Origin of the sequence: Chenggangzhangella methanolivorans (genome assembly GCF_019797865.1) — a bacterium.
GTDB classification, from domain to species: domain Bacteria; phylum Pseudomonadota; class Alphaproteobacteria; order Rhizobiales; family Methylopilaceae; genus Methylopila; species Methylopila methanolivorans.
The window spans coordinates 2,831,309-2,851,638 of record NZ_CP081869.1 but is presented as its reverse complement, the minus strand read 5'-3'; the positions used below and the strand labels follow the sequence as shown (position 1 = coordinate 2,851,638).

General features: G+C 69.9%; 22 protein-coding genes and 4 pseudogenes. 9 read left to right on the top strand and 17 right to left on the bottom strand.

The features are described from left to right. Window positions 1-10: 10 nt before the first annotated feature. From K6K41_RS30480 to ubiE, 3 genes and pseudogenes are all read right to left on the bottom strand, one after another. A pseudogene (locus K6K41_RS30480) lies at window positions 11-76 on the bottom strand (FitA-like ribbon-helix-helix domain-containing protein); the annotation flags it as partial. Window positions 77-137: 61 nt separating this feature from the next. Continuing rightward, entirely contained in the window at window positions 138-1,706 is a 1,569-nt protein-coding gene (gene ubiB, locus K6K41_RS14960) for a 2-polyprenylphenol 6-hydroxylase (protein WP_261401196.1), read from the bottom strand. A 193-nt stretch (window positions 1,707-1,899) separates the two neighbouring features. After that, a pseudogene (gene ubiE / locus K6K41_RS14955) lies at window positions 1,900-2,675 on the bottom strand (bifunctional demethylmenaquinone methyltransferase/2-methoxy-6-polyprenyl-1,4-benzoquinol methylase UbiE). A gap of 101 nt (window positions 2,676-2,776) precedes the next feature. Between ubiE and mutM the strand changes: the two are divergent. Next, on the top strand, window positions 2,777-3,658 hold the full coding sequence (mutM, locus tag K6K41_RS14950; RefSeq protein ID WP_261401195.1) for a bifunctional DNA-formamidopyrimidine glycosylase/DNA-(apurinic or apyrimidinic site) lyase: 882 nt from the start codon (window positions 2,777-2,779) through the stop codon (window positions 3,656-3,658). Window positions 3,659-3,889: 231 nt separating this feature from the next. Here the strand turns inward: mutM and K6K41_RS14945 are convergent, their stop codons facing one another. Next, the gene (locus tag K6K41_RS14945; protein WP_261401194.1) at window positions 3,890-4,342 is read right to left on the bottom strand and encodes a GFA family protein; all 453 of its coding nucleotides are present in this window, start codon (window positions 4,340-4,342) and stop codon (window positions 3,890-3,892) included. Window positions 4,343-4,455: 113 nt separating this feature from the next. Here K6K41_RS14945 and K6K41_RS14940 point away from each other — a divergent pair, with 113 nt between their 5' ends. Further along, entirely contained in the window at window positions 4,456-5,238 is a 783-nt protein-coding gene (locus K6K41_RS14940) for an enoyl-CoA hydratase (protein WP_261401193.1), read from the top strand. A 244-nt stretch (window positions 5,239-5,482) separates the two neighbouring features. On the opposite strand, the gene coaA is transcribed toward K6K41_RS14940, so the two are convergent. The 7 genes and pseudogenes from coaA to hisB all read right to left on the bottom strand — a co-directional run bounded on the left by coaA (window position 5,483) and on the right by hisB (window position 10,139). Continuing rightward, window positions 5,483-6,439 carry a type I pantothenate kinase gene (coaA, locus tag K6K41_RS14935; RefSeq protein ID WP_261401192.1) on the bottom strand — a complete coding sequence of 319 codons (957 nt, stop codon included), beginning with the start codon at window positions 6,437-6,439 and terminating at the stop codon, window positions 5,483-5,485. Then, window positions 6,439-6,759, bottom strand: a complete 321-nt coding sequence (locus K6K41_RS14930; RefSeq protein WP_261401191.1) for a phosphoribosyl-ATP diphosphatase — start codon at window positions 6,757-6,759, stop codon at window positions 6,439-6,441. Before K6K41_RS14930 ends, coaA begins: the two co-directional genes overlap by 1 nt. 135 nt (window positions 6,760-6,894) lie before the next feature. After that, window positions 6,895-7,677: an imidazole glycerol phosphate synthase subunit HisF gene (gene hisF, locus K6K41_RS14925; RefSeq protein WP_261401190.1), complete on the bottom strand. Its 783-nt coding sequence runs from the start codon at window positions 7,675-7,677 to the stop codon at window positions 6,895-6,897. After that, window positions 7,677-8,410, bottom strand: a pseudogene (hisA, locus tag K6K41_RS14920) (1-(5-phosphoribosyl)-5-[(5-phosphoribosylamino)methylideneamino]imidazole-4-carboxamide isomerase). The gene hisF and the pseudogene hisA overlap by 1 nt, the downstream one beginning before the upstream one ends. Beyond that, the gene (gene hisH, locus K6K41_RS14915; RefSeq protein ID WP_261401189.1) at window positions 8,407-9,042 is read right to left on the bottom strand and encodes an imidazole glycerol phosphate synthase subunit HisH; all 636 of its coding nucleotides are present in this window, start codon (window positions 9,040-9,042) and stop codon (window positions 8,407-8,409) included. The pseudogene hisA and the gene hisH overlap by 4 nt, the downstream one beginning before the upstream one ends. Before the next feature lie 247 nt (window positions 9,043-9,289). Next, window positions 9,290-9,529, bottom strand: a pseudogene (locus K6K41_RS30475) (DUF2628 domain-containing protein); the annotation flags it as partial. A 16-nt stretch (window positions 9,530-9,545) separates the two neighbouring features. After that, window positions 9,546-10,139: an imidazoleglycerol-phosphate dehydratase HisB gene (gene hisB / locus K6K41_RS14910; protein ID WP_261401188.1), complete on the bottom strand. Its 594-nt coding sequence runs from the start codon at window positions 10,137-10,139 to the stop codon at window positions 9,546-9,548. Between the two features lie 214 nt (window positions 10,140-10,353). Between hisB and K6K41_RS14905 the strand changes: the two genes are divergently transcribed. The 5 genes from K6K41_RS14905 to K6K41_RS14885 all read left to right on the top strand — a co-directional run bounded on the left by K6K41_RS14905 (window position 10,354) and on the right by K6K41_RS14885 (window position 14,715). Then, window positions 10,354-10,902, top strand: a complete 549-nt coding sequence (locus K6K41_RS14905) for a Dps family protein (protein ID WP_261401187.1) — start codon at window positions 10,354-10,356, stop codon at window positions 10,900-10,902. A 220-nt stretch (window positions 10,903-11,122) separates the two neighbouring features. Beyond that, entirely contained in the window at window positions 11,123-11,671 is a 549-nt protein-coding gene (hslV, locus tag K6K41_RS14900; protein WP_261401186.1) for an ATP-dependent protease subunit HslV, read from the top strand. Window positions 11,672-11,874: 203 nt separating this feature from the next. Continuing rightward, entirely contained in the window at window positions 11,875-13,164 is a 1,290-nt protein-coding gene (hslU, locus tag K6K41_RS14895) for an ATP-dependent protease ATPase subunit HslU (protein WP_261401185.1), read from the top strand. Window positions 13,165-13,361: 197 nt separating this feature from the next. Then, a complete protein-coding gene (locus K6K41_RS14890) occupies window positions 13,362-14,081 on the top strand; it encodes a hypothetical protein (protein ID WP_261401184.1) in 720 nt (239 codons plus the stop codon). 349 nt (window positions 14,082-14,430) lie between these two features. Continuing rightward, window positions 14,431-14,715: a hypothetical protein gene (locus K6K41_RS14885; RefSeq protein ID WP_261401183.1), complete on the top strand. Its 285-nt coding sequence runs from the start codon at window positions 14,431-14,433 to the stop codon at window positions 14,713-14,715. A gap of 72 nt (window positions 14,716-14,787) precedes the next feature. Here the strand turns inward: K6K41_RS14885 and K6K41_RS14880 are convergent, their stop codons facing one another. From K6K41_RS14880 to K6K41_RS14870, 3 genes are read right to left on the bottom strand one after another with little or no spacing between them, the layout of a single operon-like run. Next, window positions 14,788-15,345, bottom strand: coding sequence for a Smr/MutS family protein (locus K6K41_RS14880; RefSeq protein WP_261401182.1), 558 nt, complete (start codon window positions 15,343-15,345; stop codon window positions 14,788-14,790). Next, window positions 15,342-16,451, bottom strand: a complete 1,110-nt coding sequence (gene mltA / locus K6K41_RS14875) for a murein transglycosylase A (protein ID WP_261401181.1) — start codon at window positions 16,449-16,451, stop codon at window positions 15,342-15,344. The genes K6K41_RS14880 and mltA overlap by 4 nt, the downstream gene beginning before the upstream one ends. Window positions 16,452-16,489: 38 nt before the next feature. Next, window positions 16,490-17,200: a Tim44/TimA family putative adaptor protein gene (locus K6K41_RS14870; RefSeq protein WP_261401180.1), complete on the bottom strand. Its 711-nt coding sequence runs from the start codon at window positions 17,198-17,200 to the stop codon at window positions 16,490-16,492. A gap of 206 nt (window positions 17,201-17,406) precedes the next feature. On the opposite strand from K6K41_RS14870, the gene K6K41_RS14865 reads away from it, so the two are divergent. Together K6K41_RS14865 and secB are read left to right on the top strand one after the other, a co-directional pair. Continuing rightward, window positions 17,407-17,859, top strand: coding sequence for an FxsA family protein (locus tag K6K41_RS14865; RefSeq protein ID WP_261401179.1), 453 nt, complete (start codon window positions 17,407-17,409; stop codon window positions 17,857-17,859). A gap of 124 nt (window positions 17,860-17,983) precedes the next feature. Further along, complete coding sequence (secB, locus tag K6K41_RS14860) at window positions 17,984-18,460, top strand: protein-export chaperone SecB (RefSeq protein ID WP_261401178.1); 477 nt, start codon at window positions 17,984-17,986, stop codon at window positions 18,458-18,460. Window positions 18,461-18,807: 347 nt separating this feature from the next. Here secB and K6K41_RS14855 read toward each other — a convergent pair whose 3' ends face one another. From K6K41_RS14855 to K6K41_RS14845, 3 genes are read right to left on the bottom strand one after another with little or no spacing between them, the layout of a single operon-like run. Then, window positions 18,808-19,515, bottom strand: a complete 708-nt coding sequence (locus K6K41_RS14855; RefSeq protein WP_428978525.1) for an exonuclease domain-containing protein — start codon at window positions 19,513-19,515, stop codon at window positions 18,808-18,810. Then, window positions 19,475-20,110, bottom strand: a complete 636-nt coding sequence (gene coaE, locus K6K41_RS14850; protein ID WP_261401177.1) for a dephospho-CoA kinase — start codon at window positions 20,108-20,110, stop codon at window positions 19,475-19,477. Before coaE ends, K6K41_RS14855 begins: the two co-directional genes overlap by 41 nt. Then, window positions 20,107-20,325, bottom strand: a complete 219-nt coding sequence (locus K6K41_RS14845) for a hypothetical protein (RefSeq protein ID WP_261401176.1) — start codon at window positions 20,323-20,325, stop codon at window positions 20,107-20,109. Before K6K41_RS14845 ends, coaE begins: the two co-directional genes overlap by 4 nt. Window positions 20,326-20,330 lie beyond the last annotated feature (5 nt).

Below are 20,330 nucleotides of genomic sequence, written 5' to 3'. Positions count from 1 at the left end.
TGCCGAGACTGGCGGCGCGGATCCGAAGCGCGGTCTTGGTCGAATCCTTGAGATTGCGGATCGTCAGGCTGGCCATCCGGCGCGCTCCCCTGCAGAGGCCCGAATGTAAGCAGCGATTGCAACGCAATCAAATTGGCTCACCTGAACAGATAGACGATCACGCCGACGGCGATCGCGATCAGCGCGATGTTGCTGAGCAGGCTCGCGCTGCGCACGCCCTTCACGATCGCCTGGATGCTGTCGTCGGAATAGCTGAGTCCGCCATGGACGACCTCCTCCAGGTCGACCGAGATGCGTTCGAGCCGCAGCAGCAGCTCCGGCGCAGCCGCGATCCCGCGCATGAGCTGGCGCAGCTCCGCGCCCGCCTCCTCGGCGATCCCGAGCGGCCCGAGGTTCCGCTCGATCCATTCGCGCACCACGGGCTCCGCCGTGCGCCACATGTCGAGGCGGGTGTCGAGCGAGCGCGCGACGCCTTCGACCACCACCATGGTCTTCTGCAGCATCAGCAGCTCGGGCCGGGTCTGCATCTGGAAGATCTCGGTGACCTCGAACAGCAGCGTCAGCAGCCGCGCCATCGAGATCTGGTCGGCGGTGCGGCTGTGGATCGGCTCGCCGATGGCGCGCAGGGCGCGCGCGAACTCCTCCACCGACTGGTCCTGCGGCACGTAGCCCGCCTCGAAATGCACCGCGGCGATGCGGTCGTAGTCGCGCACGATGAAGCCGTGGAGGATCTCGGCGAGAAAGCGCCGCTCCTTCTTGCCGAGCCGGCCCGTGATGCCGAAGTCGACCGCGACGATCGCGCCGGAGGCGTCGACGAAGAGGTTTCCGGGATGCATGTCGGCGTGGAAGAAGCCGTCGCGCATCGCGTGGCGCAGGAAGGTCTGCATCAGGTGGCGGCCGAGCGCCGGCAGGTCGTGGCCCGCGGCTTCGAGCCCCGCCCGGTCGGAGAGCTTCACCCCGTCCACCCAGTCGATCGTCAGCACGGCGCGGGCGGTGCGGTCCCAGTCGACCGCGGGCACGCGGAAGCCGGGATCGGCGCGGGTGTTGTCGGCGATCTCGGAGAGCGCCGCGGCCTCGAGCCGAAGGTCCATCTCGATCGAGACCGAGCGGGCGAGCGTCTCGACCACCATCACGGGCTTCAGGCGCCTGGCCTTCGGCACGCTGCGCTCGATCGCGCGGGCGATGGCGAAGAACGCACGAAGGTCGCTCGCGAAGCGCCGCGCGACGCCCGGACGCGTCACCTTCACCGCGACCGTGCGCCGCGTCCCGTCGGGGTCCACGACGACGGCCTTGTGCACCTGCGCGATGGACGCTGCGGCGAGCGCCGGGCCGAATTCGACGAAGAGCGACGACACCGGCGCCCCGAGCGCCTCGGCGACAGCCGCCTCGGCGATCTCCTGCGGAAACGGCTCGACCCGGTCGTGCAGGCGCTCGAGGTCCTTCGCCACCCTCATGCCCACGACGTCGGGCCGCGTGGCGAGGAACTGGCCGAGCTTGACGTAGGACGGCCCGAGCCGCTGCAGCGCGCGGGCTAGCCCCTCGGCTCCGTCGCCCGCCGAGCGCTTCTCGATCAGCCGGCCGAGCGTGATGAGCGTGCGCGCGAAGGCCGGCAGCTCGATGCCGTCGGCGAGGCGCAGCGCGCCCTCGCGCGCCATGACGAAGCCGGCGCGCGCGAGCCGCAGAAGGTTCGGGAGCGCCCTCAGCATGGGAGGATCTTCGAGTCGGAAGCGCCACGGCCTTGTCCCGGCCTTGAGCCGGGACCCAGAACCGATGTGCCGGAAACATGGCCCGCGACCGCCCCGCCTGACCTCGAAAGCTCGACGGTTCTGGGTCCCGGCTCAAGGCCGGGACAAGAGGGCGTCGGCTCGAGCGCCCCAACATCGCTCCGGCGAGTCACTCTCAAATCCGGAAACCCACATGCAGCGCCGCGACGCCGCCGGTCATGGGCGTCGCGCTCACTTCGTCGAAGCCGGCGTCGCGCATCATGGCCGCGAAGGTCTCGGCGTCGGGGAACTTGCGGATCGACTCGACGAGATAGCGATAGGGCTCCCCGTCGCCGGCCACCATCTGGCCGATGCGCGGGATGAGGTTGAACGAGAAGGCGTCGTAGACGCGGTCGAGGCCTGGCACGTCGACCTTCGAGAACTCGAGCACAAGCGCCTTGCCGCCGGTCTTCAGCACCCGGCGCATCTCGGAGAGCGCCTTCGGGATGCGCGGCACGTTGCGGATGCCGAAGGCGATCGTCACGGCGTCGAAGGAGCGGTCGGGGAACGGCAGATCCTCGGCGTTGCCCTGCACGAACTCCATGCGATGGGCGAGCTTTCGCTCGGCCGCGCGCTCGCGTCCGACCGCGAGCATCGCGCCGTTGATGTCGAGCTCTGTGACGCTCACCCCCTCGCCGCCGCGCTTCAGCGCGCGGAACGCGATGTCGCCGGTGCCGCCCGCGACGTCCAGCAGCTTGAAGGTCCGGGCGCCGCGCGGCAGGCCGAGCGAGGTCACCATCGCGGATTTCCAGGCGCGGTGCAGGCCGCCGGACATCAGGTCGTTCATGAGGTCGTAGCGCGAGGCGACCTGTGGAAGACATCGTCGACCAGCCCCTGCTTTTCGCCGGGCTTCACGTCGGCGAAGCCGAAATGTCCCTCGTTGTCGAAGCGGGTCTCGTCAGGGAAAGCCATGGCGTCCATACGGTTTTCGCGAAGCGGGCGGACCCTAGCCCGCCGCCCCCTGCGACGCTAGGGTCCGCCGCCGCCGTCCGGCCTCAAGGTGAAGCGAGCCGATGCCCGAACTGCCCGAAGTCGAGACCGTCCGCCGCGGGCTCGCGCCCGTGATGGAGGGGCGCGTGATCGAGGAGGTCGAGGCGCGGCGGCCCGACCTGCGCTTTCCCTTCCCCGAGCGCTTCGCCGAACGCCTGAGGGGCCGCACCGTCGTCTCGCTCGGGCGTCGGGCGAAGTACCTCGTCGCGGATCTCGACGACGGCGAGACGCTCGTGATGCATCTCGGCATGTCGGGTTCGTTCCGGATCGACCTCGGCGCGGACGAGGCGGCGCCCGGCGCCTTCCATCATCCGCGCTCGAAGTCCGCGACCCACGACCACGTCGCCTTCCGCCTCTCGGGCGGCGCCTCGATCACTTACAACGATCCCCGCCGCTTCGGCTTCATGGCGCTGATCCCGCGCGCAGGTCTCGAGGCCCATCCGCTGTTCCGGCATGTCGGGGTCGAGCCGCTCGGAAACCAGCTCGACGCAGGGCTGCTGGCGCGCTTGTTCGCCGGCAAACAAACGTCGTTGAAGGCGGCGCTGCTCGACCAGCGGCTGATCGCGGGCCTCGGCAACATCTATGTGTGCGAGGCGCTGCATCGCTCGAAGCTCTCGCCGATCCGCGCCGCGGGCACGATCGCGAAGAAGGACGGCGGGCCGACCGAGCGGGCGAAGCTATTGGCGCCCGCCATCCGCGCGACGCTGGAGGAGGCGATCGCGGCCGGCGGCTCGACGCTTCGGGATTTCTCCCATGCCGACGGGGCGCTCGGCTATTTCCAGCACTCGTTCCGCGTCTATGACCGCGAGGACGAGCCCTGCCCCACGCCCGGCTGCCGCGGCGTGGTGAAGCGCATCGTGCAGACGGGACGCTCGACCTTCTTCTGCCCGGAATGCCAGAAGTAGGCGAACGGCGTCATCCCGGACGGCCGAGGGCGGAGCCGGGATCGTTCTCCCAACTGTTCGCTCGAACCTCAGTCGTCATCCCCCGGCTTGTCAGGGGGATCCAGGCTCGATCGCAGGGCGCGGAGCTACGGAAGGCTGGATGCCCCGGACAGGCCGGGGCATGACGAGGTTCTGAGGCCCCACCCGGCGCGTGATCCCGGCCCTTCGCTCCGCTGCGGCCGGGACGGCGCTCTAGGCCTTTTCCGCATACGCCTTCATCAGCGGCTCGAAATCCTCCATCGGCGGGAAGCCCGGATAGCTCTTTTCAGCTCCCGTCTGCGCGAATGGCAGTCTCTCCGCGGTCCACGTCTCCACGAACGGCGCGAAGCGTTCGGGTTCCTCGAGCATCGTCGGCCGGACATTGGTGAACCACTCGAACCCCTCCATGCGCGAGAACAGCCAGCTCATGCAGGACGGGCAGAAATAGTGCCTGATCTCGCGCTTCAGCCCGCCGAGCGCGGGCTCGCCCGAGACCACCTCGAAGGCGTCGGTGGGGAAGGCGGCGCTCAGCGAAAAGGCGCTGGAGCTCATCTTCTGGCAGCCCGCGCAGTGGCACGCCATGGCGATCATCGGCGGCGCGCCGATCCGCAGCCGCACCTCGCCGCAGCGGCACGAGCCTTCGATCGGCAGCTTCCAGTCGGTCATCGGCGTCTCCTGAAGCGCTTGAGATCCGGCGCTTTGAAATCCGGCCCCGCCGCGTCACTTATGCCGGCGAACCGCCCTGTCACCCCATCCTGCACCCCTCCTCGCGAGACCCGATGACCGACGCCGCCTTCGAAACCCTTCTCGTCGAGACCCGCGGGGCCGTGGGCCTCGTCACGCTGAACCGCCCGAAGGCGCTCAACGCCTTGAACGCCGCGCTGATCGAGGAGCTCGGCCGCGCGCTCGAGGCGTTCGAGGCGGACGAGGCCGTCGGCGCGGTGGTGATCACGGGATCCGAAAAGGCCTTCGCGGCCGGCGCCGACATTCGCGAGATGGCGCAAATGAGCTTCGCCGACGTCTATCTCGCCGATCTCGGCGGGGCCTGGGCGCGGGTCGTCGCGTGCCGCAAGCCCCGCATCGCCGCGGTCTCGGGCTATGCGCTCGGCGGCGGCGCCGAGCTCGCCCAGATGTGCGACATCGTCATCGCGTCGACGACCGCGAAGTTCGGCCAGCCGGAGATCACGCTCGGCATCATTCCGGGCTTCGGCGGCACCCAGCGCCTGGCGCGGGCCGTCGGCAAGGCCAAGGCCATGGACCTCATCCTCACCGGGCGGATGATGGACGTCGAGGAAGCCGAGCGCTGCGGCCTCGTCTCGCGCGTCGTCGCGCCGGAGCGGCTTCTGGACGAGGCGATCGAGGCGGCGGAGAAGATCGCGGGTTTCTCGCGCGTCGCCGTGCTGGCGGCCAAGGAGGCGGTCGACGTCGCGCAGGAGGCGGGGCTCACCGAGGGCATGCGCTTCGAGCGGCGGACCTTCCAGTCGCTGTTTGCGACCGACGACCAGTCGGAGGGCATGGCGGCCTTCCTCGAGAAGCGGAAGCCGTCGTTCCGGAACAGGTAGGGGAGCGGCGTCATCCCGGACGGCCGTCAGGCCGAGCCGGGACCGCTCTCAAGGCGTCGCGCTTTGAGCCGCCATCGTCATCCCCCGGCTTGTCCGGGGGATCCACGCCAGATCAGCGAGCGCACAGCGTGGCGGATGAGTGGATGCCCCGGACGAACCGGGGCATGACGAGGTTCACGCGGTCTTTTCGGAAGACGATCCCGGCTCTCCGCTCGCGCTTCGGCCGGGACGACGGCCCGGCGTCTCAAATCTTCCGGAGCCGCACTTCCTCGATGCGGTGGCTGCGGCCCTTGCGCAGGATGAGATCGGCGCGCGGGCGCGTCGGGCGGATGTTTTCGCGCAGGTTCGGCAGGTTGATGTCGTTCCACAGCGTCTCGGCGGTGGCGAGCGCCTCCTCCTCCGACACCTCGGCGTATTTGCGGAAATAGGACTGCGGGTCGCGGAACGCGGTGTTGCGAAGCCGCATGAAGCGCTCGACGTACCAGCGGTGCAGCAGCGGCTCGTCGGCGTCGAGATAGATGCCGAAGTCGATGAAGTCCGAGACATGCGGCATGACGCGCCCGTTCTTCGGCCGCTCGCCGATCTGGAGCACGTTGAGGCCTTCGAGGATCACGATGTCGGCCTGCTCGATGGTCTCGCGCTCGTTCGGCAGCACGTCATAGACGAGGTGGCTGTAGACCGGCGCGGTGACATGGGCCTTGCCGGCCTTGATGTCGGAGACGAAGCGCAGCAGCGCCTGCACGTCGTAGCTCTCGGGAAACCCCTTGCGCTGCATCAGCCCTTCGCGCTTCAGGATCGCGTTCGGCAGCAGGAAGCCGTCGGTGGTGACGAGCTGCACCTTCGGCATGTCGGGCCAGCGGGCGAGCAGCGCGCGCAGCACGCGGGCGGTGGTCGACTTGCCGACCGCGACCGAGCCCGCCACCGCGACGACGTAAGGCACGCGCGTCTCCGAATGGCCGAGGAAGCGCTGGGTCGCGCGGAACAGCTGCTGGCGGGCCGCGACGTAGAAGGCCAGGAGACGCGCGATCGGCAGGTAGATCTGCTCGACCTCGGAAATGTCGATCGGGTCGTTGAGCGAGGCGAGACGCGCGAGGTCGGCGTCGTCAAGCGTCATCGGCGTGTCGGCGCGCAGCGCCGCCCACTCCTTGCGCGAAAAGGTGGTGTAGGGCGAGAGGCTCGGAAGCTTCGGCCGGTCGTCCATCACTTCGCCTTTCGGGAGGCCTTTTCGGCGAGGCCCGACTGCTCGGTGCGCTTCTCGAGCACCGACATGACGTCCGACAGCGGCACCCCGCGCGACCTCAGCGCGACGAGCAGATGGTAGAGCACGTCCGCGGCCTCGGCCGCGAGCTCGACCTTGGTGCCGCCCGCGCAGGCGAGCGCCGCCTCGACGCCCTCCTCGCCCAGTTTCTTGGCGCAGCGCGTCGGGCCGCCCTCGATGAGGGAGCGGGTGTAGGATTCGTCGGCCTGCGCGGACGATCGCGCGGCCACGATGGCGTCCAGCGTGTCGAGCGTGAAGGTCATGGCGGCGGGAAAATCATCGCGTTGCCTCGATACCGTTCGCCGCATCCATTGCACGGCGGCGCCGACGCGCCAAGCGTCGCGCGACATGTGGCGCACTCGTCTTAATGACGAGAGAATGACGCGAAAGAGCCCGGATCAGGCGCCCGGATCGAGCCGCACCGCGACGCCTGCGGCGGCCATGCGGGCCTTGGCCTCGCCGATGGTGAACTCGCCGAAATGGAAGATCGAGGCCGCCAGCACCGCGCTCGCGCCGCCGATGATCACGCCTTCGACCATGTGCTCGGGCGCGCCGACGCCGCCCGAGGCGACGACCGGCACCGGCACCGCGTCGACGACCGCGCGGGTGAGCGCGAGGTCGTAGCCGTCCTTGGCGCCGTCGCGGTCCATCGAGGTCAGCAGGATCTCGCCCGCCCCGAGGCTCGCGACTTCCGCCGCATACTCGACGGCGTCGATCCCGGTGGGCCGGCGCCCGCCATGGGTGAACACCTCCCAGCGGTCGGCTTCGCCTGGCCCCGACACCTTCTTGGCGTCGACCGCGACCACGATGGCCTGCGCCCCGAATTTCTCCGCCGCGCGCGCCACCACCGAGCGGTCGTTCACCGCCGCCGACATGATCGAGACCTTGTCGGCGCCGGCGAGCATCAGCGCGCGCACGTCCTCGACCGAGCGCACGCCGCCGCCGACGGTGACCGGCATGAAGCAGTTTTCCGCCGTGCGGGCCACGACGTCCAGGAGGATCGCCCGCTCCTCGTGGCTTGCGGTGATGTCGAGGAAGCAGAGCTCGTCGGCGCCGGCCGCGTCATAGGCGATGGCTGCCTCGACCGGATCGCCCGCGTCGCGCAGATTCACGAACTGCACGCCCTTCACGACGCGGCCGTCCTTGACGTCGAGGCAGGGGATGACGCGGGTCTTCAGCATCAGGCCTCCTTCCTTCCCGCCACCGCGATCGCCTCGCGCGGATCGAGCCGCCCGTCATAGAGCGCGCGGCCCGTGATGGCGCCCGCGATCGCGGCGTTTTCGGGTGACACGAGCCGCTTCACGTCCTCGATGTCGGCGAGGCCGCCGGAGGCGATCACCGGGATCGAGACAGCCTCGGCGAGCTCCCGGTCGATTCGAGATTGAGGCCCGACAGCAGGCCGTCGCGCGAGATGTCGGTGTAGATGATGGCGCAGACCCCGGCGTCCTCGAAGCGGCGGGCGAGGTCGAGAGCGGTCATGTCGGAGACCTCGGCCCAGCCCTGGACCGCCACGAGCCCGTCCTTGGCGTCGATGCCGACGGCGACCTTGCCGGGATGTTCCTTGGCCGCCGCCTTCACGAAGTCCGGGTCGCGCACGGCCGCCGTGCCGAGGATGACGCGCGAGAGGCCGCGGGAGAGCCACGCCTCGACCTGACCCATCGAGCGGATGCCGCCGCCGAGCTGGACGGGCACGTCGACGCGCTTGAGCACGCCTTCCACCGCTTCTGCGTTGCGGCTCTCGCCCGCGAAGGCGCCGTCGAGATCGACCACGTGGATCCACTCGAAGCCGGCCTCGGCGAAGCTCGCGGCCTGCGCGGCTGGATCGGCGCCGTAGACGGTGGCGCTGTCCATCAGGCCCTGGCGAAGGCGCACGACCTCGCCGCCCTTCAGGTCGATCGCGGGATAGAGGATCACGGGCGCCACCGCACGAAATTGGCGAGAAGCTCCAGCCCCAGGCGCTGGCTCTTCTCGGGATGGAACTGGACGCCCGCGACGTTGCCGCGCGCCACGAGCGCCGTGACCTCGCCGCCATAGTCGGCCGAGGCCACGACGTCGGACTGGTCGTCGGCGCTCAGGTGAAAGGCGTGCAGGAAATAGGCGTGGAGGCCGTGCGGCCCAAGGTCGAGGCCGGCGGTCAGCACGTGCGGGCGGTGGGCGCGCAGCGTGTTCCAGCCCATATGGGGAACCTTCAGCCCCGCTTCGCCGGGCTGGATGCGCACGACCCGTCCCGGGATCCAGTCGAGCCCCGGGGTCGGTTCGTATTCCTCGCCCTGCGTGGCGAGAAGCTGCATGCCGATGCAGATGCCCAGAAACGCCGCGCCGCGGCGCTTCACCGCCTCGTCGAGCGCCTCGCCGAGGCCCGAGGCCGCGCCGAGCGCCGCCCGGCAGTCGGGAAAGGCGCCGTCGCCCGGCAGCACGACATGATCGGCGCCCGCGACGACCTGCGGATCGGACGTCACGACGACGCCCTGCCCGCCGGCCTTCACCAGTGCCTTCTCGACCGAGCGGAGATTGCCCGCCCCGTAGTCGACGACCGCGATCGTCACCTCTGGGCGCCCGGCGAGGGGAAGAGCCCGAGCACGCCGGCGGGCGCGGGACGGAAGGGCGCGGCGGAGACCGCGGCGCGCGGCGCCTCGAGCGCCTCCCGGCGTCCTCGATCCAGTCGACGAAGAACAGCGCTTCGGCCTCCTCGCGCGACCGCGCCAGGGCGGAGCCTGCGAGCGCGTAGCCGCGCCGCTCGAGCGCGCGAGCGCGGATCCAGGCGGCCTCGAAGCCGACCGCGACGCTCGGCAGAGCGATGAGCGCCGTGGCGGCCCCGTCCTTCAGGTCGAGCAGCGCGATCAGCAGCGCCGCCCCGAGCACGGCCGCGACCCAGACGCCGAGCGCATGCCAGCAGCGCCGCCAGGCGAGCCAGAACGGCGCGAACAGGAAGGCGGCCTTGGAGAAGCCCTCCCGGACGGTGACGAAGCCTTCCGCGTCCTCGAGCGTCGCGCGGGCGCCGCCCGGGGGCTCGTAGATCAGCCAGTTGCGCATGAGTTCTTCAGTCCTGTCAGTCGCCGATGCGCTCTTTGGTCGAGGGCAGGCGGTCGCCGGCCCGCGGGTCGAGCGCGAACGCCGCCTTCAGGCAGCGCGCCAGCCCCTTGAAGCAGCTTTCGGCGATGTGGTGCGAATTGGCCCCGTAGAGCGTCTCGACATGCAGCGTCACGGCGGCGTGGGTCGAAAACCCCTGGAAGAACTCGCGCACCAGCTCGGTGTCGAACTCGCCGACCTTCGGCGTCGGGAACGCCGTGCGCCAGACGAGGAACGGCCGGCCCGAGACGTCGATCGCGACGCGGGTGAGGGTCTCGTCCATCGGCATGTAGGCGTCGGCGTAGCGGGTCAGGCCCTTCATGTCGCCGAGCGCCTTGCGGCAGGCCTGGCCGAGCGCGATGCCGACGTCTTCGGTGACGTGGTGGAAGTCGACATGGGTGTCGCCCTTGGCCGTGACGGCCAGGTCGATCATCGCGTGGCGCGAGAGCAGTTCGAGCATGTGGTCGAGGAAGCCGACGCCGGTCGAGATCTTCGACGCGCCGGTCCCGTCGAGGTCCACGGACAGCATGATGTCGGTCTCGGCGGTCTTACGGACCACTTCGGCTTTTCGCATGAACCGTCTCCGCGGCCGACGTCCGTCGTGCGCATGTCATGGAATTTGCGGGTCACTAGCACGCAGACCGCGAGAAGGCCAACGCGTCGCCCTGTCCCCGCCGCATGGCTCATGCGCGGCCGGACGGGGAGCCGGCGCCGCCCGAACCCGGCTCTGGAACAAGGTCGCGTCCTGCGGACTTGTTACGCATCAACGCCGCACCAGGAATACGGACATGGCCAAGACCCCTGCCGCTCAAGGCGCCAAGAAAACCCCCTCGCGCGCCAAGGCCCGCCGCAAGGCGGCGCTCGCGACGCCCACGAGCCTGCCGACCAACGCCGTCACCGACATCGCGGGCGCGATGAACGCGCTGCTCGCCGACACCTTCGCGCTTTACCTTAAGACGAAGAATTTTCACTGGCACATGAGCGGACCGCACTTCCGCGACTATCACCTGCTGCTCGACGAGCAGGCCGACCAGATCCTCGCCACCACCGACGACATGGCCGAGCGCGTCCGCAAGATCGGCGGCACGACGCTGCGCTCGATCGGGCACATCGCGCGGCTCCAGCGTGTCGCCGACAACGACGCGGACTTCGTGACGCCGCACTCGATGCTGGCGGAGCTCCGGCAGGACACGCTCGACTACGTCGTGCGGCTGCGCGAGGTCCACGACCTCTGCGACGACCATGACGACGTCGCGACCGAGAGCCTGATCGAGAACTGGATCGACGAGGCCGAACGGCGCGCCTGGTTCCTGTTCGAGGCCTCGCGCGGGACCTGAACGCCGGCGGGTTTAGACGGACCCGCCGCCGTCATGCCCGCGCCTTCGCGCGGGTATCCACGACTTGGAGCCGACGCGCTCGACAAGCGAAGTCGTGGATACCCGGCTTCGCCGGGCATGACGGCGCGCTCGTCAGAGATCTCGCGCATGGCCGGCCCGCCAGTTGCGAACGGGTCGCGAATGCTTACCTGAGGCTCCGGAATTTCGACCCGGAGCCTCCATGTCCGACATCATTCTCCACGGCACCACGATCCTGCTGGTCAAGAAGGGCGGCCTCGTCGTCATCGGCGGCGACGGCCAGGTGAGCCTCGGCCAGACCGTGATGAAGGCGACCGCCAAGAAGGTGCGGCGCATCGCCAAGGGCGAGGTGATCGCGGGCTTCGCCGGCGCCACCGCCGACGCCTTCACGCTGTTCGAGCGGCTCGAGGCCAAGCTCGAGCAGCATCCCGGCCAGCTGCTGCGCGCCGCCGTCGAGCTCGCCAAGGACTGGCGCACCGACCGTTACCTGCGGCGCCTCGAAGCCATGATGCTGGTGGCCGACAAAAAGTCCGCGCTCGTCATCACCGGCACCGGCGACGTGCTGGAGCCCGAGGACGGGGTGGCGGCGATCGGCTCGGGCGGCAACTACGCGCTCTCGGCCGCCCGCGCGCTCGTCGACATGGACCTCGACGCCGAGGCGATCGTGCGCAAGTCGATGAAGATCGCGGCCGACATCTGCGTCTACACGAATGAGAACCTCACCGTCGAAAGCATGGAGACGGAGGGGTGATCCGAAATGTCTTGCGTGCTTCGAGACGCTTGGCTGTCGCCAAGCTCCTCAGCATGAGGACCGTTGCGTAGCTGAGTCCTTCCTCATGGCTCGAGGAGCGGCCGCAAGGCCGCGTCTCGAAGCACGCACTCCGTTTCCGCATCAGCCGGCGCTTCGGGCCGGCGCATTGGGCCGCTGGGCGGCGCCGCCGACACGAGAAAACAATGACCGACCTCTCCCCCCGCGAAATCGTCTCCGAGCTCGACCGGCACATCGTCGGACAGCGCGACGCCAAGCGCGCGGTCGCCATCGCGCTCCGGAACCGCTGGAGGCGCCTGCAGCTCACCGGCCACCTGCGCGAGGAGGTTCTGCCGAAGAACATCCTGATGATCGGGCCGACGGGCGTCGGCAAGACCGAGATCTCGCGCCGCCTCGCCAAGCTCGCCAACGCGCCGTTCCTGAAAGTGGAGGCGACCAAGTTCACCGAGGTCGGCTATGTGGGCCGCGACGTCGAGCAGATCGTCCGCGACCTGCTCGAAGCCGCGATTGGCCTCGTGCGGACCGCCAAGCGCAAGGACGTGCAGGCCAAAGCCCATATGGCGGCCGAGGAGCGCGTGCTGACGGCGCTCGTCGGCGCCACCGCCAGCCCCGCCACCCGCGAGAGCTTCCGCAAGAAGCTGCGCGACGGCGACATGGACGAGAAGGAGATCGAGATCGAGGTCGCGGCCTCCGGCCCGCCCATGATGGAGATCCCGGGCATGCCCGGCCAGGTCGGGATGATCTCGCTCGGCGACATGTTCAAGGGGATGGGCGGGCAGAAGACCCGGCGCGTCACCGTGAAGGACAGCTACGAAGGCCTCATCGCCGAGGAGAGCGACAAGCTGCTCGACCAGGAGAGCCTCGTCACGGAAGCGATTAAGACGGTCGAGAACGCCGGCATAGTGTTCCTCGACGAGATCGACAAGATCTGCGCCCGCGAGGGCCGGGCGGGCGACGTCTCCCGAGAGGGCGTGCAGCGCGATCTGCTGCCGTTGATCGAGGGCACCACCGTCGCGACCAAGCACGGGCCGGTGAAGACCGACCACATCCTGTTCATCGCGTCCGGCGCATTCCATGTGGCCAAGCCCTCCGACTTGCTGCCGGAGCTTCAGGGCCGGTTGCCCATTCGCGTCGAGCTCAGCGCGCTCACCCGCGAGGACTTCGTGCGCATCCTCACCGACACTGAGGCCAGCCTCGTCAAGCAGTACGTGGCGCTGATGGCGACGGAAGGCGTGACGCTCGAGATCACCGAGGACGGCGTCGCGGCGCTCGCCGACGTCGCGGTCGAGGTGAACTCCACCGTCGAGAACATCGGCGCGCGTCGCCTGCAGACCGTGATGGAGCGCGTGCTCGACGAGATCAGTTTTTCCGCGACCGACCGCAACGGCGAGACCGTCGTCGTGAACGGCGACTACGTGCGCAAGTTCGTCGGCGATCTCGCCAAGAACGCGGATCTGAGCCGCTTCATTCTGTGACGGGCGCTCCTCCCTCCTCTGTCCCAAGGGGAGGGAGGCAGGGTGCTCGCCGCGCTTTCCGGCGATCCGACGGCCCGTCCCGATGACGCAGGCGTCAACGGCCCGCGCCGCCTTTCTCCTTGCGCGCAGAACCCTCACGGGCGAGACCACCTTGCCGTGACCAGCCCGTGACGGCGGCGATCAACCGAGAACGACGAATGGAGGGAGTTCAGAGCCCGGACGCGCTCGAGCGGCATTTTCGCGAGCGCGGCTTCATCGACCAGTATGGCGGCGCGCCGTCGGCCACCCGCGATCACTACAGCCGGGTGCTGGTCCCGGGCGGCGAGCCGAATTTTCTGCTGAGCGCCCACGTCATGTCGGGCAGGAACAGCGGCGACCTCCAGGTCGGCCATCAGGCGATCTTCCACGAGAGCCAGGGCGCCGAGGTCATGGTCGAGCTCATCCATGTGGTCAACGAGCTGTTCGCGGCGGCGGGTCGGGGCGATCCCACCGGCTTCCTCGCCGAGGCGCTTCAGGGCGGCGAGGACCGCGAGCAGGATTTCGGCGACGTGCGGCTTCTGGTGTGCTTCCCCGAGCGCGAGCCCGACCAGGACTTCGAGAACATCTATGTTCAGGCCTCCCGCCAGCTGCGGGCGGCGAGTGGGACGCTGGATCGGCGAGAACCCTCTGCGCGCGGCCGTGACGGCCGACGAGGACAGCGCCGCCGCGGCGCAGGCGGCCTGCCGCGCCATTCTCGAGGCCCGCGGACATCCGCTCGCCGGCGGCGATCTCAAAGTCTCGATGTCGAGCGCCATGGGCGAGGACCGCCTCGACGTGCTCCGCAGCCGCGACGGCGCGAGCCTGTGGCTCACGACGACGCCCTCGGGGCCCGCCGCCTCTCGATCGTCCATGGCGACGGCCGCCGCGAGGATTTTTAGGACGCCGGACCGTCGTCCCGGCGCAAGCGCAGCCGTAAGGTCGGGATCGTTCTCCGGAAATACGGAAAAGCCACCGTCGTCATCCCCCGGCTTGTCCGGGGGATCCACGCACGACCACTGGACGCTACGGCTTGCAAACGGTGGATGCCCCGGACAAGCCGGGGCATGACGAGGTTCTGAACCTCATCCCGATCACGATCCCGGACCGGCCTCGCCGCCCGGACGACGCTCTCCCGGCCCCTGCAAAAAAATCTTCGATCCGTTTTGAACCTCCGCCCCGGCTCCCGCGACTGACAGTCATCGGGGCCGCGATCGGCGCGGCTCCTCCGGAAGATCCAAGGGGACCGCCATGACCGTCATCGCCTCCAAGGCCCGCAAGGCCGCCGCCGCCCTCCTCGCCGCAGCCGTCATGGCCTCGGCCGTCGCGCCCGCCGCGCAAGCCAGGTCCGTCCGCAACGCGGCCTTCATCGCGGGCGGCGTCGCCGGCGGCCTCCTGCTCGGCGCGCTCGCCGCCGGCTCCGCCGACGCCTATGAGCGCGGCGTCTCCTACGAGCGCGACTGCTGGCTCGAGAAGCGCAAGCGCTACGACGCCTACGGCGATGCCTATTTCGTCAAGGTTCGGGTCTGCGACTGACCCTGGTCCCCGCCAACGTCGCGACCCGCCGGGGGCGGGGGCCTCCTCCCGGGCCCCCGCTCCCGCCTTTTTTCACAGCCGTCCGGACTTGCGGATCCGCACATAGAGCGCGCCGGTCCCGCCATGGGTCGGGCCGGCGGTCTCGAACCCCACCACCACGCCGCGCGCCGCTGGCGAGGACAGCCACATCGGGACCGCCCGCCGCAGCACGCCGCGCTCGGCGTAGGCGTCCGCGCCCGGCGCGCCCTTGCCGGTGATCACCAGCACCAGCTTGTGGCCGCGCGCCTGCGCGCCCTGGAGAAAGGTGACCAGACGGCGCTGCGCCTCCTCCTGCCTCAGCCCGTGAAGGTCGATCCGCGCGTCGATCTCGACGACGCCGCGCACCAGCCGCCTGCGGAACCGCGCCTCGAGCGGCGCAAGCGGGGTGAGGGTGGGCGCGGGCGCGGTCTTCGCCGAGAGCGCCGCGGGGGACGTCTCGGCCGCGGGCGCGGGCGCAGGTTCGCTCGAGGCGGAGACCGCCGGCGCGGCCGGAAGCGCGAGACGGCGGCCCGGAAGCGGCGCGACCGTCTCCGCGACCTTGGCCCACAGCGCGAGCTCGGCTTCGCTCGGCGTCCGGCGACGGCGGGTCACCGCCCGCCGTCCTCGCGCGGCAGCAGCACGGTGAAGCCGGTCTGCTGCTTCATGCCGCCCGCGACCGCGCCAGCGTCGTCGCCCGTCCCGACGAAATAGTCGCCGCGCGCGGCCCCGAGGATCGCCGAGCCGGTGTCCTGCGCCACCGCCAGAAGCCGGATCTGGCCGCCGTCCGGGAACCGGCCGTCGAGCCAGAACGGCAGGCCGTAAGACCAGATCCCGCGGTCGACCGCGATCGAGCGGCCGGGCTCGAGCGGCACGTTCTGCGCGCCGAGCGGGCCGTCGGCGTGCGTCAGCTTCTCGTCCTTGCGGAAGAAAATGTAGGACTGGTTCTCGCGCATCAGCGCGGCGCCCTCGCGCGGGTTCTGCGCGAGCCAGGCGCGGATCGCCGCCATGCTGGTCGAGCCCTTCGCGAGCAGGCCGCGGTCGAGCATCAGCCGGCCGATCCCGGTGAACTTGCGCCCGTTGCGCCCGTCGAAGGCGAGCCGCATCGCGCTGCCGTCGGAAAAGCGCACGCGGGTCGAGCCCTGGATGTGCACGAAGAAGGCGTCGACCGGCTCGGCCCAGACGAGCTCGAGCCCGCGGCCCGCGAGCGCGCCGTCCTCGATGGCCTTGCGGTCGTAATAGGGCTCGAAGCCGGCCCCGACCTTGCGCGCCCCGCCCATGCCGGCGGCAACCCCCGGCAGGCTCTCGCCGTCCGGGATCGTCACGAGATCGCGCGGGCGGGCCATCAGCGGCGTGTCGAAGCGGTCCGTGCGGACGCGCGAGCCCTCGATCTCCGGCTCGTAATAGCCCGTCAGCATGCCGGTCCCGACGCGGAACGGCCGGAACGCGCGCTCGAAGAAGGCCTTGGCCTGCGCGCCGTCGGGCCGGCCGAGCCCGACCGCTTCGGCGCAGACGCGCGTCAGCGCCTCGCCCGGGGGCTGGGCGGCCCTCGAGGGCGGCCGGTTCTCGAGAATGGCGCGGCAGGAGGCGGCGAAGGGCGTGAAGGCGGCGGCGTGGTCGTCCGCCGCCCAGCCGGCGAGCTCGGAGAAGGCGACGGGCTCGAGATTGTCCGGCGCGGCCATGGCTCCGCCTGCGCAGCCGATCGCCGTCGACAGGACCACGATCGCGGCCCCCCGACCCGCCCATCGTCACGCCCTCGTCAGATCGCTTCGGTCGAGACGAGCCGCCAGTTCGGGTCGCGCGAGGGCACTTCGCGGGCGAAGGTCCAGACGTCGACGAGATCGGCGATCTCGGTCGGGCTGCCGTCGATGACCTGGCCGGACCGGTCGCGGGTCGCGCTGATGAGCTTCGAGACGAAGCGCACCGTGACCTGCGCGGTGCGGCCGACGACTTCGGCGCCGGTGATCTCGGACTTCTCGATCGAGACGAAGTTCGACTCGACCGTCTCGCCGCGGCCCTCCCGCTCGCCGATGGCGGTCGAGAAGCTGTCGAACACCTCCTTGGCGAGCAGCGGCTTCAGCGTCTTGCGGTCGCCGGCGGCGAAGGCGGTCACGATCATTTCATAAGCGGCCTTGGCGCCGCCGACGAATTCGCGCGCATCGAAGCCGCCGTCGGCCCGGGCGATCTCGTCGAGCCCGCTCGCGAGCGGCGAGCCCGCCTCCGCGACGCCCGCCCAGCGGTCGCCCGCCGGCTCGGCGGGCTCGGCGGGCTGGCCGACCGGCTCGGCCGGGCGCTGCGGCAGCGGGGTGACGTTGTCCTTGGGCTGCTCGGGCTGCGGGCGGCCCACATAGGTGTCCTGGCGCGGACGCTCGTTTCCGGTGCGCGTGCCGAGCACGGAGCGCAACCGCAGGAAGATGAACACCGCCAGCACGATGATGATGATCGTGTAGATATCGAAGCCGTCGTTCATCTCGTCTCGCAGTCGTCGTGGCGGTCGGCGCTTCCCGAAACGTGAAGCGCGGCCGTCGAGCCCAAGCCTTATATGTGAGCAGATCGGCCCGCGATTCCAGTCGCGTTCCGGTCGCGCTCCGCAGGCGCTTGAACTCCACGGGGTCGAGGGCCCACATAAGCTATCGTCGCGCGCTGCGCATCAAGGGACGGTTTCACGGACACGTCATGCCCCGACTTCTCGGTCTCATCCTTCTGCTGCCGGTGATGGAGCTCATCGCCTTCGCGCTGGTCGCCTCCGCGATCGGGCTCGGCAAGGCGGTGCTGCTGCAGGTCGCGATCTCTTTGATCGGCGTCGCGATGCTGGGTTCGCTCGTCACCGAGGCCAAAGCCAAGGCCCGCCAGAACGGCGGCCTGATGTCGTTCGCGCTCGACGCGAACCACGGCCTGCGCGGCCTCGCCGGCCTGCTGTTCGCAGTGCCGGGCTTCATCACCGACGCGATCGGCGTGATGGCGCTGATCCCGGAAGTGCGCCGGCGCCTGCGCGGCTTCCTCGGCGGCGCCGACAAGGCGACGGCCGAGCCGGTGCGCGCCAGCCGCCAGGCGTCGCCCGATATGCTGGACCTCGACGCCCAGGAGTGGCGCGAGATCCGGCCCGCGGCCGATCCCCGCAAGGCCTGATCCTTCGAACGACGGGCAGGCCTGCGGCTTGCCCGCTCCGCGGACGGCGTGTTACCTCGCGCCGCCCGTCGCGGATCGGTTTTCTCCCCGCGGCACGTGACGAAAACCCCCGAGGGGACGACCGATGGCCAGCAACAACGGCGCGCCCGGCGCCGAAAACAACGCGCCCGCGATCAACGTGCTGGCGCAATACGCCAAGGATCTCTCCTTCGAGAACCCGAACGCGCCGCGCTCGCTCGCGCCGCGCCAGACCTCGCCGCAGATCGAGATCAACGTGAACGTCAACGCCCGCAAGGTCGGCGACACGGATTTCGAGGTCGAGCTCGCGATTCAGGGCCAGGCCAAGGACGGCGAGACGCTGATCTTCCGCGTCGACCTCTCCTATGGCGGCGTGTTCCGCATCGTGAACATCCCGGAGGACCAGCTCCATCCGGTGGTGATGATCGAGTGCCCGCGCCTGCTGTTCCCGTTCGCGCGCCAGATCGTGGCCGACTCGGTCCGCAACGGCGGCTTCCCGCCGCTGATGATCGACCCGGTGGACTTCGCAGCCCTCTACCGCGCCCGCGCCGAAGAGGCCGCGGCCGCCCAGGGCAACGCGTAAGCTTTCCTGATCGGACGGACCTGCGTGCTTCGAGACGGCCGGCGAAAGCCGGCCTCCTCGAGCCATGAGGACCGTTTGGTTTCCTCGACGATCCTCATGGCTCGAGGAGCGCCGAAGGCGCGTCTCGAAGCACGCACTGGCCTGTCAGCCCGGCTGGACCACGTTCGCGCTAAGAGGCGGTCGTCCAGAGCGACGCGTAAGATTCCCTGATCGAACGGACCTGCGTGCTTCGAGACGCCGGCCAAATGGCCGGCTCCTCAGCATGAGGACCGTTTTTGGTCTCCTCAACCAACCTCATGCTGAGGAGGCCGGCTTTCGCCGGCCGTCTCGAAGCACGCACTGGCGTGTCAGCCCGGCTGGACCGCGTCCGGCTCGGCCAGAAACTCCCGCCACAGCACCGTTCCGCCGAGCCCCGCCACGAAGGCGAGATGGGCCTCGACCTCGGCGTCGGTGAGCCGCGCGGAAGCGGCGTCGGGCGCTGGGCCACCGCAGAGCCGGCCTTCCCGCCCCGGCCGGAGAGTTGCGACAGGCCGAGAGAGGCCTGCCGGCCGCCGAGCAGCTCGAGATAGACCTCGGCCAGGATCTCCGAATCGAGCAGCGCGCCGTGCTTGGTGCGCTTGGAGTTGTCGATGCCGTAGCGCGCGCAGAGCGCGCGTCGAGCGAGGCCGCGCCGCCCGGTTCTTGCGGCGCGCGAGCATCAGCGTGTCGACCACCCGCGACCGGCTGATCTTGGGCTTTCCGAGCTTGGCGAATTCGGCGTCGAGAAAGCCGACGTCGAAGGCCGCGTTGTGGATGACGAGCGCGTCCTCGTCGATGAAGGTCAGGAACTCGTCGGCGATCTCGGCGAAGCGCGGCTTGTCCGACAGGAACTCGCTCGAGAGCCCGTGCACCCGAAACGCCTCCTCGGGCATCGAGCGCTCGGGATTGATGTAGACGTGGTAGCTCGTGCCCGTCGGGATGCGGTTCAGGAGCTCGACGCAGCCGATCTCGACCACGCGGTCGCCGGTCGCCGGATCAAGGCCGGTGGTTTCGGTGTCGAGCACGATCTCGCGCAAGAAAAACTCTCCTCAGATCCCGGCGAAGCGCGCGATCGCCCCGCACCTGCTCGCGCGCAGCCTCGATCCCGCGCGACGTGTCGATCACGAGGTCCGCCCGCGCGCGCTTTTCGGCGTCGGGCGTCTGGCGGGCGAGGATCTTCTCGAAGGTCTCTTCGGTCATTCCCGGCCGTTCCAGAACCCTGCGCCGCTGCTCCTGCGCGCCCGCCGAGACCACCGCCACGGCGTCGACCTCGGCGTCGCGGCCGGTCTCGAACAGCAGCGGAATGTCGAGAACGGCGATTTTCGCGCCCGAGGCTCGCGCCTCGTCGAGGAACCGGCGTTCGGCCTCGCGCACGAGAGGATGGACGATCGACTCCAGCCGCGCGAGACTTTCGGGGTCGCCGATCACCCTTCTCCCCAGCTCCTTGCGGTCGACCGTCCCGTCGCGGGTCGTTCCCGGAAACGCGGCCTCGACCAGAGGGGCGGCCGCGCCCGAATAGAGCCGATGCACGGTCGCGTCGGCGTCGTGGACGGCCGCGCCCTCCTCGGCGAAGAGCTTCGCGGTCGTCGACTTGCCCATGCCGATCGAGCCGGTGAGGCCGAGGACGATCATGACTCTGTGGTCGCGTCCTTCGCGGCCTTCCTGCCGAGGAGCGCCGCGCCGAGCTCGCCGATCGCGATCGCCGCGAAGCCGCCGAGGAACAGCTCCCAGCGATAGGCCGCGAGCGTTTCGGTGAAGAACAGGAAGCTCACGAGCCAGGCGGTGGTGGCGGTCGAGCCTGCGAGCGTCAGAAGCTTGAGCGCCAAGAGCGCGGCGACGGTTCCCATCGTCT